This window comes from Nodosilinea sp. E11 (genome assembly GCF_032813545.1).
In the GTDB taxonomy this organism is placed as follows: Bacteria; Cyanobacteriota; Cyanobacteriia; order Phormidesmidales; family Phormidesmidaceae; genus Nodosilinea.
Genome location: NZ_CP136520.1, coordinates 4,759,081 through 4,774,270 on the forward strand (window position 1 = coordinate 4,759,081; position 15,190 = coordinate 4,774,270).

At 52.5% G+C, this 15,190-nt stretch carries 11 protein-coding genes; 3 read left to right on the top strand and 8 right to left on the bottom strand.

Annotated elements, in window-relative coordinates:
- Positions 1–394 precede the first annotated feature (394 nt).
- From RRF56_RS23420 to mgtE, 7 genes are all read right to left on the bottom strand, one after another.
- Entirely contained in the window at positions 395–1,819 is a 1,425-nt protein-coding gene (locus RRF56_RS23420; protein ID WP_317035563.1) for a hypothetical protein, read from the bottom strand.
- A 441-nt stretch (positions 1,820–2,260) separates the two neighbouring features.
- Positions 2,261–3,604 carry an oligosaccharide flippase family protein gene (locus RRF56_RS23425; RefSeq protein WP_317035564.1) on the bottom strand — a complete coding sequence of 448 codons (1,344 nt, stop codon included), beginning with the start codon at positions 3,602–3,604 and terminating at the stop codon, positions 2,261–2,263.
- An 832-nt stretch (positions 3,605–4,436) separates the two neighbouring features.
- A complete protein-coding gene (locus RRF56_RS23430) occupies positions 4,437–5,672 on the bottom strand; it encodes a cysteine desulfurase-like protein (RefSeq protein WP_317035565.1) in 1,236 nt (411 codons plus the stop codon).
- 105 nt (positions 5,673–5,777) lie between these two features.
- A complete protein-coding gene (gene ftsY / locus RRF56_RS23435; protein ID WP_317035566.1) occupies positions 5,778–7,523 on the bottom strand; it encodes a signal recognition particle-docking protein FtsY in 1,746 nt (581 codons plus the stop codon).
- A 184-nt stretch (positions 7,524–7,707) separates the two neighbouring features.
- On the bottom strand, positions 7,708–8,370 hold the full coding sequence (nusB, locus tag RRF56_RS23440; protein WP_317035567.1) for a transcription antitermination factor NusB: 663 nt from the start codon (positions 8,368–8,370) through the stop codon (positions 7,708–7,710).
- Positions 8,371–8,500: 130 nt separating this feature from the next.
- A complete protein-coding gene (locus tag RRF56_RS23445) occupies positions 8,501–9,301 on the bottom strand; it encodes a DUF502 domain-containing protein (RefSeq protein WP_317035568.1) in 801 nt (266 codons plus the stop codon).
- 276 nt (positions 9,302–9,577) lie between these two features.
- The gene (gene mgtE, locus RRF56_RS23450) at positions 9,578–10,975 is read right to left on the bottom strand and encodes a magnesium transporter (protein WP_317035569.1); all 1,398 of its coding nucleotides are present in this window, start codon (positions 10,973–10,975) and stop codon (positions 9,578–9,580) included.
- Positions 10,976–11,508: 533 nt separating this feature from the next.
- On the opposite strand from mgtE, the gene cobU reads away from it, so the two are divergent.
- Positions 11,509–12,051: a bifunctional adenosylcobinamide kinase/adenosylcobinamide-phosphate guanylyltransferase gene (gene cobU, locus RRF56_RS23455; protein WP_317035570.1), complete on the top strand. Its 543-nt coding sequence runs from the start codon at positions 11,509–11,511 to the stop codon at positions 12,049–12,051.
- Between the two features lie 105 nt (positions 12,052–12,156).
- On the opposite strand, the gene RRF56_RS23460 is transcribed toward cobU, so the two are convergent.
- Positions 12,157–13,710, bottom strand: coding sequence for a metallophosphoesterase (locus RRF56_RS23460; protein WP_317035571.1), 1,554 nt, complete (start codon positions 13,708–13,710; stop codon positions 12,157–12,159).
- Between the two features lie 70 nt (positions 13,711–13,780).
- On the opposite strand from RRF56_RS23460, the gene RRF56_RS23465 reads away from it, so the two are divergent.
- Both RRF56_RS23465 and RRF56_RS23470 read left to right on the top strand, forming a co-directional pair.
- Positions 13,781–14,395: a class I SAM-dependent methyltransferase gene (locus RRF56_RS23465; RefSeq protein WP_317035572.1), complete on the top strand. Its 615-nt coding sequence runs from the start codon at positions 13,781–13,783 to the stop codon at positions 14,393–14,395.
- 97 nt (positions 14,396–14,492) lie between these two features.
- Positions 14,493–15,161: a hypothetical protein gene (locus RRF56_RS23470; protein ID WP_317035573.1), complete on the top strand. Its 669-nt coding sequence runs from the start codon at positions 14,493–14,495 to the stop codon at positions 15,159–15,161.
- Positions 15,162–15,190 lie beyond the last annotated feature (29 nt).

Consider the following 15,190-nt stretch of genomic DNA (forward strand, 5'->3'; position numbering starts at 1 on the left):
GAGAGCTAGCAGTGAACGAATCTTGGATAAACTCTGGGACACGATTCGCCAACCGGGGCAGCGAATGTCATTGAGGGCAAGTTTGGGCAGGGCAAACGTCGCTTTAGCCTGAACTGGATGATGGCCAAACTTCCCCCATGGCGGCTACCACCATGGCCATTACGGTTCTGCTGATGAATCTGAACCGGAGGCTCCGACCGCTTGTTTTATATTTTCTCCACTGCACATACTGCTATCTCACCCAACGAATTGCTCGACTCAGGTCTCTTAGAAGTGCTCGCTGGCGGGCGGCGAAAAGGCGCTATCCAGCCTGCGCTGATTTTTTCAGTAAACCTTAAGGTAGGGTATCCTCATTCGCTCACCTTCAGGGTGAGCTCTTTTTTTGGAAAACTCCTTAGTGCTTAGTCAGCTCTGCAGAAGTAAGAATAGACCTAGAAAATGATTTTGGTGATGTCTGCATAGTTGCGGCTGATCGAGACGATCGCATAACGTACCCAGTGAGCCCACCGCAAATCAGAATATAAAGGGGATTAATCATCGCATTGAGCAAACAATCGATGGAATAGAGCAACAAGGTTACAGTTAAAACTGCAACTGGGGCATGCTCTTTCTTTTGCCATAGTCGAGGTGGGCACTTTGTTGTAAACACACTAACGATAGGCAATAGCAACGTAGTGTAAAGACTTACCAAGCCTAAAAATCCATGGTGACCGAACGCAATAATCCACAAGCTATCCTGAATTGTTAATGCCTTGCCTTGAGCATCGTAAACTAAAGCTCGACCCCATCCAGCCCAGCCCAGCCACAATCTCTCTCTTGCTCTGTCAACCAAGACTTCTTCGTTATTAAATCTAAACTCTAATGATTGAACTCGATCTTCAGGTAAATACTGAGACAGAGTTCCAATAATTTGGTCAGTGATATAGGATTCTGTCATAGTACTCAAATATAGATATATGATAAGTCCTGCAATAGTTAAATAAACTGGCAGTGCTGTTCTAAAAACAGCTCCAATATACAAAATAGCTATACCAAGAGCTAAGAGGCCGTAAGCTCCTGTAGACCGGAGTGCCAAGAAAGTAAGAAATAATAATGGAACCGTTATGTTAAACGGAAAATTTAAAAAATTCAGTTTTGTGCCAGTTCTCCAAAGCCAGATTCCGATAAGTAAGGCTGCCATCATCCATGCACCTACAGCTAGTCCATGCTGCATAAAAACCGTAGGCCTAAATCCACCAATCCTAATTGTTTGACCAAAATCTCCGTGAGGATGCCCCCCATACAAAATATTATGCAATTGAGGACTCATTCGAATCTCAAAAAGACATAGAGGAACATATACTAAGCCACCAGCAAAAATTCCAATTGCTAGCTGACGTAGACCTTCTAAATCACTTAAATAAATTCTACCTAAAAAGTAGGGTATACCCCATGTCATTGTTTGATTAGTAACTGCTGAAATTCCATCATAAATGCCTAATTCGTTTGAAAAGGAAGAGAATAGAGGACAAATACACCATAGGGCTATCGGGATATCAAGCAAGCCAAACTTGAACTGTTTAAATCTACCAACATCAAATATGAAGGTGGCTAACAAAACGCCATAGGATGTCGCTGATATTTTAGAATAATTCGGAATCCCAGGTAGTTCCAATATCACAACCGGTAAGAACAGCCAAGCAGCAATAAAGCTGATTACAATTGCTCGTCGGGCTGGATATCGCTGGAATATCCAAATAACTAAAGGAATCCACAATACCATTACTAGAGTTGCAACGATATTTGGGCTACCGATTGGGTGAAAGAACTGAAAGCTCACGTTGCTACCTTTACTTTGATACGACAACTAACTGCGAATGATTAGAAGCAAAACAAAATTCAAGAGATACAACTATATAGTTATATTAAGGATTTAGTGCTTTGCAATAAGCTCGCTTAGGCAAAGTATATTCTAGGTGATCTACCTCACCTTTTCTTTCTTCTACCGCCCTACCAACGTCCTAAAAAAGAGTCTAGAAAATAAGAAAGGAAAACCATAATTATAAAGATTTTAGGACTTGTATGCATCCGGCAGCGGTATTTGGGGAGGCAGAGTATAACTTAGACAGTTAGAAGTTGGGGACGCCTGAGAAATAGTAATTGTGTACTTTGTTGAATCGAGAGCTGCTATGATTAAATACTCTAGAGTCTTAAAGTCATGCAGATTAATCTCATACACTACATTGTAAAATATACGGTTTTGCGAGCTACTAGAACTGTCTTATAGGCTCAAGAGTTGGATTGGCATTCCTAGCCCGAAGAAAGATCGAATCATAATCAGTAGGGTTACTATAGTTAATAGGACGACAGTAAAAAATATGTCTTGAGGTATGCTATTGAATTTTTCCTTTATCAATCCATAAGTTATTACAAGGTAATAAAATAAATCGTTTAAAGCAACAGCAAAAATGGCACCTGGAACCTGAAAAAAACGAAAGCCAATTAAAATGCCAACCACTGTGCTCAATAACCGAAGAAAATTGCCATACGCTGCGTATTGGAACTGCCCAATAGCCAGCAAATATGGCTCACTCGTATTTGCTAGCATGCGAGGCCATAAGCCCAATGCCAAAACTGGCAGCATCCAAGCCTCTGAAGAATAGCGCTCATCATATAGCACCTCCATTAAAATATCTCCAAAGCCTACTAGAAAAGCAAGCATTAACGAAGATGCTATCAGCAGTAAACGGCGACCATTCAAAACTTTTTTTATCACCACATTACGAGGCTGATCAACCATTTTTGAGACAACTGGAAACATAACCCTGCCGCTTAGTGATTGTAATACCTGTCTAGGCACATCACTTAGCGTTAGAGTGATTTGATATATTCCGAATAATGCTAGCGGAAACATCGCCCCTAGCATTATGCGATCAGATTGTTCAGCGACAAACATCGTTGCTGTAGAAATAAATACCCAACGACCAACTGAAAGAATTTCCTTTACAGACTCTTTTTCCCATAGGAACCTATTTTTGATGTCTGGCAGGATGTGATGACTCCAAATCATTTTAGTGATGCCAGATATCAAGCCTCCTACAGCTAATGACCAGACAGTTGGGCTAATTAATGCCCATATAAGCATGGATAGAAGGCCAATAACTTGGCTTCCCATTTCAATGATTACCTGCTTTTTTAAGTTGACATGGCGTTCTAGTGAAAAAAGGGCAGTTGAACTAAAGCCTGAGAATATTGTTGTGAGGCCTACAACTGGAATCAACCAAGTCAATGAGGGCTGGTCATATAGCTGAGAAACTGGAAGTGAAATTGCCAAGCATATTATCCAAAGCCCAAAGCCGCGAATGACCTGAATGGTCCATGCTGTGTTATAAAAGTCTGGCTCGTCACCTCTTTTGTTTTGAATAATGTTGTAGCCAATCCCTACATCCGAAAATAGAGCTAGACCAATAATAAAGATGTTTACAATTCCCATCAATCCGAAGAATTCTGGGTATAGTAAGCGAGTTAGAAGTAGATTGCTGCCAAATCGTAATATCTGAGAGCCACCGTAGCCTAAAATTGTCCATAAAGTCCCCCGAACAGCAAGCTCTCTAATTGATGCCATGGAATCGATTTCCTGATTATTTACTTAGGTTTTAGGAATATCCTTGGGTAGATGTCTTTCGGCAATACTCTAGCTGGACTAAAAGATTGACCTATCTACGTAAAATCTCGAAAAATGAAGATTAACGGCTACAGCAATTCTACGTGATTGCAAAAATTTGTAGGACGAACATCTTGCCCGTGCAGGCTAGATGTTCGTCCTGACTGCATGAATTGATTTGGATCGCTACGGTTTTAGGCAACCAGGCCGAACTAGTATACAAGGCAATACGCGAGTAAGAAAGGTGAGCCTAAATTTCTGATCGAGAGTACTATAGCTGTTCTGATTCGGATAAAGTACATTTCAATTCTCTAGGCCCATAAACCGCAATCTTCTTTTAATAAAGATGTATATATGCATTTGGGAGCTGCTATATATTTATGCCGTTTGCCGCAGGAAAAATGCGCTTCTACGCCTGATGTTACTCTTCTCCATACAGCTATCATCACTCATTTATGCGACTATTAATACAGAAAAACTATAACGTTGACATTTTATTCTAGCAATGTTCATAGTATTAACTTTTCAAGGCTGGAGGAGTCTTCCTTCGCGAACTTTACACATTTCGTATGGATGTTGGAATTGTTGCAAAGGATGTGTGAACTACTTTGCGTGTTCCTCTGCATGAACTGGTTTGATATGATATTATCTAAGGCGAAATCCTGGACTAGTGTCAGCCACGAGTGAAAATGTGACGCTGCGTTGCAATATTGCTCACCTATCGTTAGAAATCTGCCTTTAATTTTCCCGCCAAGAGAAACCCGGTCTTGTTAAAAAACCGAGTCTCTGGCCTTTACAGCAACTCTTCTAGCTTTTTGATGAGGCGATCGCACTCCTCGACCGTGTTGTAGTGCACCATGCTGACTCGCACCACTCCCTGGTTTGGCAACAGCCCCAAGTCTTTGATCAGCCGCAGCGCGTAGAAATGTCCGTAGCGAATGCCGATCTTTTGAGTATCCAGATGGGGCGGAATTTGGTCGCTGCTCAACCCTTCCACCACAAACGAAATCGTTGGAACCCGCTGAGTTGGGCCAGCTGTCTCTCGACCAATAACCTTCACCTTAGGCCGACTGTGCAAAAATGACAGCAGCCGCTGGTTCAATTCCCCCTCGTGGGCTTGAATCAGGTCAAAGGCTTGATCAATTGGGTCTGCATCACTGGAATGGCCGTGGTGCTGGGCCAGCGCCTCAAAATAGTCTGGGATGGCGGTGAGGCTGTAGCTCAGCTCATAGCTGCTGCCCCCCGGCTGAAACTTGTAGGGGATCGCCGTATTTTCAATAAAGTAGTGGTTGTAGCCCGGTAGCCCCAGCAGCAGCTCTTTTTTGCCGTAGAGCAGTGCCTGGTGAGGGCCGTAGACTTTGTACAGGCTAAAGGTGTAAAAGTCGACATCCAGCGCCTGTACATCGACGCGGCGGTGGGGGGCGAAGGCAACGCCATCGACGCACAGCAACGCCCCGTGGGCGTGGACCAGATCGGCGATCGCACCCACCGGGTTAATACTCCCCAGCACATTGGAGCTGTGAGTCACCGCCACCAGCCGCGTGCGCGGCGTCAGCAGCGCCTCCAGGTCGGATAGATCTAGTTCAAAGGTGGTGTGGTGGACCCGCCAGGTTTTGATCACCATACCCTCGCGCTCTAGCTCCGCCCAGGGGCTAATGTTGGCCTCGTGGTCGACATTGGTAACTACAATCTCATCGCCCGGTTGCAGCGTGGGCCGAAAGCACTGGGCCAGCATCCGCAGCAGGGCCGAGGTGCTGGGGCCAAGAATGACCTCCGCTGGGTCGGCGGCATTGATGAACTTGGCCATTGCCTTGCTGCCCGCTGCTACCCGCTCAGTGGCCAACTGCGACACCGCATAGCTGGCCCCTAGCTGCACGTTAGACTCGTAGAGAAACTCGGTGATGCGATCGACCACGGGTTTAAGAATCTGCGAACCGCCCGCATTGTCAAAAAACGTCCAGTTGCTCGCCAACGCAGGGAAGTGCTGGCGGACGAAGGGCAGATCCAGACTGACGGGAGAGGGGGGCATGGCGGGAGGTCATTAATTCAAAGAAATATATAAGTTAAAACCGCAGAGCTGAGCAATGCAGTAATACACGCAAACATGGGATGCCCTCTTTGAATTGCGCAGGTTTCAGCCGCTCAGTAGCGCCTCGACAAACTCATAGCTAGAGAAGGGTCGCAGGTCTTCAATGCCTTCTCCGGCACCGATAAAGCGGATGGGGAGGCCGAGCTGCTCGACTACGGCTAGGGCGACGCCGCCTTTGGCGGTGCCGTCGAGTTTGGTCAGCACTACACCGCTGAGGTTGGCGGCTTCGGCAAACACCTCGGCCTGGCGCAGGCCGTTTTGACCCAGGGTGGCGTCGAGCACTAGCAGCGCTTCAATGTGGGCATCAGGGGCTTTTTTGTCGACAATGCGGCGAATTTTAGCCAGCTCGTCCATCAAGTTCTTTTTGTTTTGCAGGCGACCGGCGGTATCAACTAGCAGCAGCTCGATATTGCGGGACTTAGAGGCGGCGATCGCATCGTAAACCACCGCTGCCGGGTCGGTGTTCTGCCCTGGGTTGGCGATTACCTCTACATCGCTGCGGGCACCCCAGGCTTTGACCTGCTCGACGGCGGCGGCGCGAAAGGTATCGGCGGCGGCAATCAGGGTGTTATAGCCCGACTTTTTGGCAATGTGGGCCAGCTTGCCGATGGTGGTGGTTTTGCCTGCGCCATTCACTCCGGTCATTAGCCAGATGTTGAAACTGCCCTTTTCGGGGGTAAAAGTGAGGTTATGGGCATTGCCTAGGGGGGCGTCGAGCATGTCGCGCAGAATGGTTTTAAGGTAGGCGATCGCCTGATCGGGCGGCAACACCTCTTCGCGCATGCGGGCTTGTAGCGCTTCGATCACTTTGTCGGTAGCGGCCACACCCACGTCGGCTTGTAGCAGCAGCGCCTCGATCTCCATTACCGCATCGTCGTTGAGTGGCCCCTGGCCGACGATCGCCTTGAGCTGGTTGACCAGGCTGAGACGGGTTTTGTTAAGCCCCTGGCGCAGTTTGTTGAGCCAGGTGATCTCTTCAGCCGAAATATCGTCGGGGCGGCGGCCTTGGGCGGCCAGCACCTCCGCCGACCAGAGAAAGGCTTCGTCGAGATCGATATCGAGCAGCACAGGTGCTGGCGGAGCGGCCACAGCGGTAGTAGGTACGGGCTCGGGCTCGGGCTCCACAATGGCAGTGGCTTCAAGCTGAGCCAGGCGCTGCTGGCGCTCTGCTTCGGCCTGGGCCCAGAAGGGGCGAGGGGCGGCGGGCTGTGGTTCTGGCTCTGGCTCTGGCTCTGCCGGTGCAACGGGGTCTGGGGTGGTTTCAGCGATCGCAGCGTCAGAAACATCCGCTTCAGGAGTGGTATCCCCGGCCACATCGGGTTCGGCAGGCGCTACTGCCGTCTCGTCAATTGCGGCTGCTTGAGACGCCTCTGGCTCTGGCTCTGGCTCTGGCTCTGGCTCTGGCTCTGGCTCTGGCTCTGGCTCTAGTTGCAGCTCTACCTCTGCCGCTGGCTCTGCTGCTGGCTCTGCCTCTGCCAGTTCAGCTGGTTCTGCAACGGCGGCCTCGGGTTTGGGCTCAGTCTCATCTACTGGCTCGGCAACCTCTAGGGCCGGAGTTGCTGTTTCAGGCTGGTCAGCTTTAGCTTCGGCCTGCTGCTTCTGAATATTTTGGTAAGCGGCCTTGGCCCACTTTAGGTAGTCTTCTGGTGACAGCTGCGGCGTAGCCGGCTCAGGAGCGTTTGCCGTTTCAGGGGGTTTGGTCTCAGCGCTTTTGGCCTCAGCGCTTTTTGCTTCAGCTTCGGCGCTGTCAGACTTGTTAAAACTGCGCTGAAACCAGTTGAACCCAGCCATATCAGAACTACCTTGCGGACGTTGTTACTGTGATTAATCGTATCGTTCTCGGTAACGAGCTATCGAGTGTGGCCATCTGCACCATAAAGTGCTGTAGATCGCACCAGCTAGTTGCATGAGTTTCGTTTGCGTGGGTCTGCCTGGTCGGCGACCGTCATTCCCCGTTACTCGCTTACCTACTGCCCTAGGCCACCGGGCTATCTGCTGCCGCTTCACTGCTCTCGGTGGCATCGCCTTCGGCATCGCGGTTGACCACCCGGCGCAGCACGCCATTGATAAAGCGAAAGCTATCTTCGTCGCTGTAGCGTTTGGCCAGTTCTACAGCTTCGTTGATCGCCACCCGGTCGGGAGTACCCAGGTAGTGCATCTCAACTACGGCAAGGCGAAGAATGTCGCGATCGATGCGGGGCAGTCGCTTCAGGTTCCAGGCGACCATGGCTTCATCGAGTAGAGTGTCTACCTGGGTTTTATGTTTAACAGTGTGGCTGATTAGCTCTAGGGCAAAGGCTTCGATCTCAGACTGGTTGCTGAGGCGAATGAATTCGGGCAGCTCAACCGCGTGGGCCAAACGATTGATAGCGGTCTGGGTCAGGGCGATCGCTGCTTCGACCATGGCCCGTCCTTTTTCTACATCACTGGCGCGGGTGCCACTGTCAACCAGGTGTTGGTTACCCTGCTTGAGCTCATCAGAGGCGGTTTCGAGCGCATCTTTGGCTTCGGCGGTTAGGGTTTGAATAGCAGCTAGCAGCAGCTTTTCAAAGTCTTGGGATGCTAGTCTTCCGGGCTTATCAGAAAGCTGGCTGAGGCCCAGTAGGGCCAACTCGCGGGCCATACGGCGAGCTTGCATAGTCAATGTCTCCCAGAAGCGGCGGTTCTTGATTCTTCTCAGATCAAAGCAACTCGGTGCAGGCTGTATCTACGAGGGCAGACGCACAGCAACGGGCAGCTTTGGTTCTGGGCTAGAACCAGGCTATATCTTAGCAATCTTCGTCTACCGGCAAGACAGAAAGTTGCTGAGGATACTCGGCTACGTCAGCAGCCAGCTCGGCACTACCCTGGCTCAGGGTAATAGCGGCTTGGGCTTCGTTGACGACGGCTACGATGCGGTCGGGGGGCACCGCCGAGGCCAGGTTAGGGCCAACAATGCCCCCTGAGAGCAGCACCTTAAACGCATCTTCAATGGAAATCGCCAGGTTGACCACATCGGTTTCGGGTACGATCGCATACCAACCGCTGGTGGGGTTGGGAGTGGTAGGCACAAAAATGCTCAGCATTTTGGGGGTGCCAGCGGCGGCAGCGGTCATGGCTCCGGTGACAAAGGCGATCGCCCAAATGCCCTTGCGCGGATACTCTACCAAGACCACCCGGCGAAAGCGCGTGTTGGAATCTTGGAAAACGGTTTGCAGCAGTTGTTGCAGGGTTTTGTACACCGACCCCGCCAGCGGAATCGACTGCACTACTTTTTCGCCCACATCGAGCAGCCAGCGTCCGGCAATGTTGCGGGCCATCAGGCCGATGATCAAAATGGCCAGTAGCGGTACTGACAGGCCAATCATCAGGTTGATGATGTTGACCAATACCGGATTGAGGCCGTCAAAGGGGGCCAACTGCCGTGGGAACCGAGTCAGCAAACGCACTACCCAGGCCGAAATGGTGATGGTCAACCAGATGGTAGTGGCCAGCGGAATGATCACCAGCAGCCCGGCGATTAGATCGTTCTTAAGGTCTTGCTTGATCTTTTGCAGCACAGGTAGCTTGGGGTGATCTGGGCCTGGCATAGAGGAAGTGTCGAGGGTAGGCGAACCGTTTAAGTCCATAATCCCAAAATGCTGTCTAGAGATAAATCAGGCGACGAAAGCAAGGGGCTAGGGGGTGATTAAAGTATTGGCAGTGGGACAACCTAAACTACAACGACCTTACAAGAACATTGTAAACATTTGTATCGACAAGCGGGCTAAATGTACAGCCTTGATCGGTAAAATTTGGCTTTTGTACTCCCATCCTAAAACAAATGGGTAGTGTAGCTAACATTTTAGACCCAAGCCACGCTGCTCCTAGGCCAGCCCCAGCATGTGGCGGGCCAGGGTGAGGTAGAGCAGCACCCCCAATACGTCGACAACGGTGGTGATGAAGGGGGCTGACATCAGGGCTGGGTCGAACCCAAGGCTGTCAAATAAAATGGGTAAGGCACCCCCGGCGGTAGAGGCCAAAATCGAGATTGCCACCAGGCTAATGCCCACAGTCATGGCCACGGGTAGATCGCCCTGGAGTAAGTAGGCCCATACGGTGACGACAACCCCAAGCATCAGGCCGAGCACGGTACCGGCGATCGCCTCGCGCCGAATGACCGAGAGAGCCTGTTTCGAGCTAATCTCTTGGGTATTGAGACCCCGAATGACCACCGTAGACGACTGCGCTCCGACATTGCCGCCGCTGCCAATCAGCAGGGGAATAAAGGCGGCCAGGGCCACCACCTGCTGCAAAATATCTTCTTGGCTGCGAATCACAGCGGTGGTGACGGTGTTGGTAATCAGCAGAATCGAGAGCCAGACTACCCGCTTGCGGGCCACATCAAACAGGTTGGATTGAAAGTAGCTGTCGCCGCCGCTCTGCACACCGCCCAGGGCATAGATGTCTTCGGTGGTTTCGGCCTCGATCACGTCGATCAGGTCATCGACGGTGATGATGCCCACCAGTCGGTCTTCAGTGTCGACCACGGGTACGGCCAAAAAGTCGTAGCGCTGCACCAGTCGAGCCACTTCTTCTTGGTCAGTATCGGTGCGTACCGAGATCACCTCGCGGGTCATTAGGTCGCCGATGGTCTGCTCAGGCTGGCCGGTGACCAGGTGGCGCAGAGAGATAATGCCGGTCATACGACGGGCCGCATCGGTAACAAACAGGTAATAAATGGTTTCGCTGACAAAGGCGCGGCTGCGAATGTAGTCGAGGGCACGCAGCACAGTCCAGCTTTCTTTGAGGGCAACGTACTCAGGCGTCATAATTCGCCCAGCGGTGCCCGGTGCGTAGCCCAGCAGTAGGGCAGTGGCCTCGCGCTCTTGGGGGCTGAGCTGAGACAGCAGGCTGCGCACAAACTTGGCGGGCAGCTCGTCGAATAGTCTGGCCCGGTCGTCGGGCGACATTTTGTCGACGATGTTGAGAACGTCCTGGCGCTTAAAGTCTTCGATTAACGCCTGCTGCACGCTGGTGTCGAGGTTTTCGTAGACCTCGATCGCCTCGCCCTTGCTCAGTAGCCGAAAGGCGAGGGCCTGCATAGCCTCGGGCAGGCCCTCGATCGCCTCAGCAATATCCGCAGGTTGCACCGGCACCAGTAGCGCTTTGGCTCCTGGCAAATTGCCCTGCTCAAGCAGTACCTGGAGCTGCGATCGCACTAGCTCTTGCAGCTCCCTCCGGTCTACGGTCAGGGTAGTCGGTGTGTTCTGGGCCTCGATCAACGGCTGCGTTCCGGCTATACAACTGCCACTAGTCTAGTGGCCTCTGGCCTTCCAGAGAAGCCAAATTGTAGGGATTATTCCCCGAGCTTTGGTAAAAGACTAAACTAACGCCGTCACTACTTCAATGGGGCTTGTTTCTGGCCAGTTTTGACCCAGCGGCATAATGGGGTCATTGGCTATTTTAGGGCAGAGTCTCATTCCTGCTATGACCTGTTATGACATTTGTGCGGGCCGCCAATGAGATTATTGGTCGAAAAAGCCTGGCTAGTGGCCGAAATTAATGCGTTTATCGGTCAGATATAGCCATAGCCAACATCATTAGGACATTCTGCTTGCAACGATCCCTGCCTGTCATTCCCGTGGCAACGGGAATCCATTTGAGAGCCATTACGGGCTAGTGGATTCCGGCCCTACGCCTTCGCGGGGGCAGGCTCTGCGCGGGAATGACGGCTTTGTCCTAACCTGATGGGCTATAGCTATATGAGTCAGTCTGAGGGCTAAATCAAATCATCGACTTGAAGAAGGCATTTCCCGTGGCACCTAATTCTCATATTTGCTTGGTGACCGGCCCGGCGCGATCGGGCAAGAGCGAGTGGGCTGAGGCTTTGGCCACACAGTCGGGTCAATCGGTGATCTACATCGCTACCTCTGCCCTAGATCCAGCCGATTTGGAGTGGCAAACGCGAGTGGCACTGCACCGCGATCGCCGCCCCGCCCACTGGCACCTGCAAGAAGTACCCATCGCCCTGCCCAAAGCCATTCTCACCGCCACCGAACACGACTGCCTGCTGATCGACTCCCTCGGCACCTGGCTGGCCAATCTGCTAGAGCAGGATGACGACACCTGGCAGGCCACCGTTGACGCCCTGATCGAGAGCCTGGAACAGACCCCCGCCAGCGTCATTCTGGTCTCCGAAGAAACTGGCTGGGGTGTGGTGCCCGCCTACCCGCTGGGGCGGCTATTTCGCGATCGCCTTGGCACCCTTACTCGCCAGGTAGGCACCGTCGCTGGGGCCGTGTACCTGGTGGTTGCCGGATATGCCATAGATGTTAAAAAGCTGGGGCAAAGGGTTTAAGGGTTTGCTTCACCCCTTCACCCCTTCACCCCTTCACCCCTTCACCCCTTCACCCCTTCACCCCTTCACCCCTTCACCCCTTCACCCCTTCACCCCTTCACCCCTTCACACCACCAACCCCTCCATCTCATAGCCCTGCCAACTCCCGTCAAACTTTTCCGCCACCAGAGGCACGATCGTCACCTGGGGAGGGTTGCCGCCAGATATCTCCACCCGTAGGCCCGAGTAGGGGCGATTGAGCTTACCGTCATTTCGGGTGCGGCCCAGGAACAGGTGCGACGTGGCCACAGAGCGAGTGCTGCCATCCAACCCTTCGGTCAGCTCTGGCCCTTCTGGGCGCTGTCGCCGTAGGCTGTAGCCGCTGCCGCCGCAGATTACCCAGGGAATGTGGGCATCGCCGTGGCCGGTGTCGCCCGTACGCACATAATCGAGGCAGTGGGCATGGCCGTTGAGCACGAGATCGACTAGGGGACGATCTTGAGCTATCTCGGCCACTTCGGCGGCCACGGCATCAAGCACCTGGCGCAGGTGGTAGCGCACGGCTAGGGTTTGCCCCTGACCCCATTTAGTGGCTTCAGTCACGTAGGGCGGGTGGTGAAAGAACAGAATGCGCCCCCGGACTGCCGGGTCTTGCCAGGAGTCGATCAGGCGATCGCGTAACCACTGAAGCTGCTCGGTATCCACGATTGACTGGCGAGAACTCTGGAGCTGCTTGCCGATGTCATTGAGCTGCTCGTCGATCGATTCAATCCGTTCAGTGAGGTCTTCTTGGTGGTCTTCATCCTCTGGACTAAAGAGGCTCATACCGGCCTGTCGCACTAGGTCAGCCTTCGCCATCTCAAGCTGCTGACACTGTTCCTGCAAAGCTTGACGACCGGCCTGGTCGTTGGCCATGGGCAGAGGCTGGTTAAAGGTGTTGGAGTCGAGGGCAAAAAAATCGATGCCGCCGTAGCGAAAGGTGTAGTAACGGTTAGGCAGCCGAGTAAACTGGCCTGGCCGGTAGGTAAGGGCGCGGGTTTTGCCCACCTGGCTGGTGTAATAGCTATCGAGATGCTGATCCAGCTGAGCCTCGGGCACCGCACACAGGTAGTCTAAAAACGCCCTGGCGAAAGTATCGCCCTGGTCAGAACCGTGCCAGCTCACGTCTAAGTCTAGGTAAGAGCGCAGGGCGTAGCGCAACGGTGCGGTAATGCCTGAGGCCAAACCAATCAGCATGGGAAGGTCGTAGTAGTCGTGGTTGCCCAGTACCGGCAAAATGGGGTGCTGGAGCGTCATGCGATCGTAGCGAATGCGGCGGTAGTGCTCACCTCCCACTAGCCATTCGCGGTAGGGCTTAATAAAGTTTGACGGATACTGTTCTCGCGAGCCGACTAGGTACACCACATCGCCAGTGTGCAGCGTAAACCGAGCCGAGTCGAGGTGGGGAAGGAGCAATTCGGCTACCTGGCGCTGGGGGCTGCTGGTGCGGTGCCGCCCAGTGCCACTGTCGCCAACCACCAAGAACGAGAACGGTTCATTCTGGCTGCTGCCGTCGGCAATAACCAGGCGGGTTTGGTCGATGCCACGCTCTGCTAATTTGGGGTGTTGCCATCGCACCCGCTGCTGCATTTTGCGGATTTTGACATCAATGGAAGGCTCTGTGACCAGTTTTGAAGACATAGCGCTTAGGTGCGGTGTGTAAAATAACCCCGTAGCATGGTCTCAGTAGACCTGAGGAGCAACCACCATCATGGGCGTTTACAACGAGAGAATTTTGCCCTATCTGATGGATATTGCCATGGCCGATTCTATTTTGGGTGACTATCGCCAGACTGCGCTGGCCGAAGTTAGCGGCGCAGTGCTTGAAATCGGTTTTGGCACCGGGCTCAATTTACCCCATTACCCCGACCATGTGCGTCAGCTGGTGACCGTAGACCCCAGCCCAGGGGTGCACCGCTTGGCCCAAAAGCGCATTGCTGCTTCACCAATCGCGGTGGATCATCGCATGTTAGGGGGGGAGGCGCTGCCCATGGGCGATCGCACCTTTGACAGTGTGGTGAGTACCTTTACTCTATGCAGCATTGCCCAAATCGAGCCAGCCCTGGCTGAAATCTATCGGGTGCTGAAACCGGGTGGTCGATTCTTTTTTGTTGAACATGGCCTGAGTGATGAGCCCGCTATTCAAACCTGGCAAAATCGCCTCACCCCGATTCAAAAGCGCATTGCTGGGGGGTGTCACCTAAACCGCAATATTCGCCGTTTGGTCGAGCAACAGTTTGATCACGTGGTGATTGGTGCGGCCTACGCTCCCAACCTGCCCAAGGTTGCGGGATATTTTTATCAAGGAGTTGCCACTAAACTCTAACGGTTCCCTGCGATTGACAACCCAGGTATTGCTCATACTTCCCCCGGTTCTAAACCAACCGTAACGCCCCGACAGCCCCCATAGAGACCTGCCCGCCATGGCCACCCGCCTTTGGAATTTTCTTACCACCGACATTTGCGATTTGGCTGCTCTCAATATTCCAGGCCGCGCTGCCGATGCCGCCGATGTCGTCCTGGCTCTGGCGGAGTTGCTGGCAGCAGAAAAACCTACCCTGCAACAGTTAGCTCCCCTATTAACTCAGCTTGACTCGCTGCTTGATGCGATAAATGCGCCCCTGGGCAAGCTCTTGGGGGCACCCCTGCCCTTTTGGTCGATTGGCACTGGGCTGTTAAAGGTCTATGGAGACGCAACCCAAACAGAGCCCAGCCTAGCTCAGTCGGTGGCGCTGATTAGCCAGGCGGCCTACTTAGACAGCTTTCGAGACTTTGTCAAAAGACATCCTAAAGTCGAGCAGTGGCTTTCGACTAAAGACAACAGCCCCCAGGCCAAAACTATTACCCTTCAGGTCAAAGCTTTAGGCAGCGTTGAACTCACCGATGAAGATGCCCAATTGGCGGCGCTGCACTTTCACCAATCGTCCCTGGCGGTTTTATTTAACGATGCTTTAAATGCTCGGTTGGTACAGCTAGGGGCATCCTCCGAACAGGCAAATCGAATTGCTGGAGCTGTGGCTAAGGCAACAAATAAACGCGTGGAAGGTGCGATCGCAGCCTTGGCCATCCCCACCTTCCCCTGCCAGGGCTAATCGGCTTAGCCCGCTTAACGAACTGATGG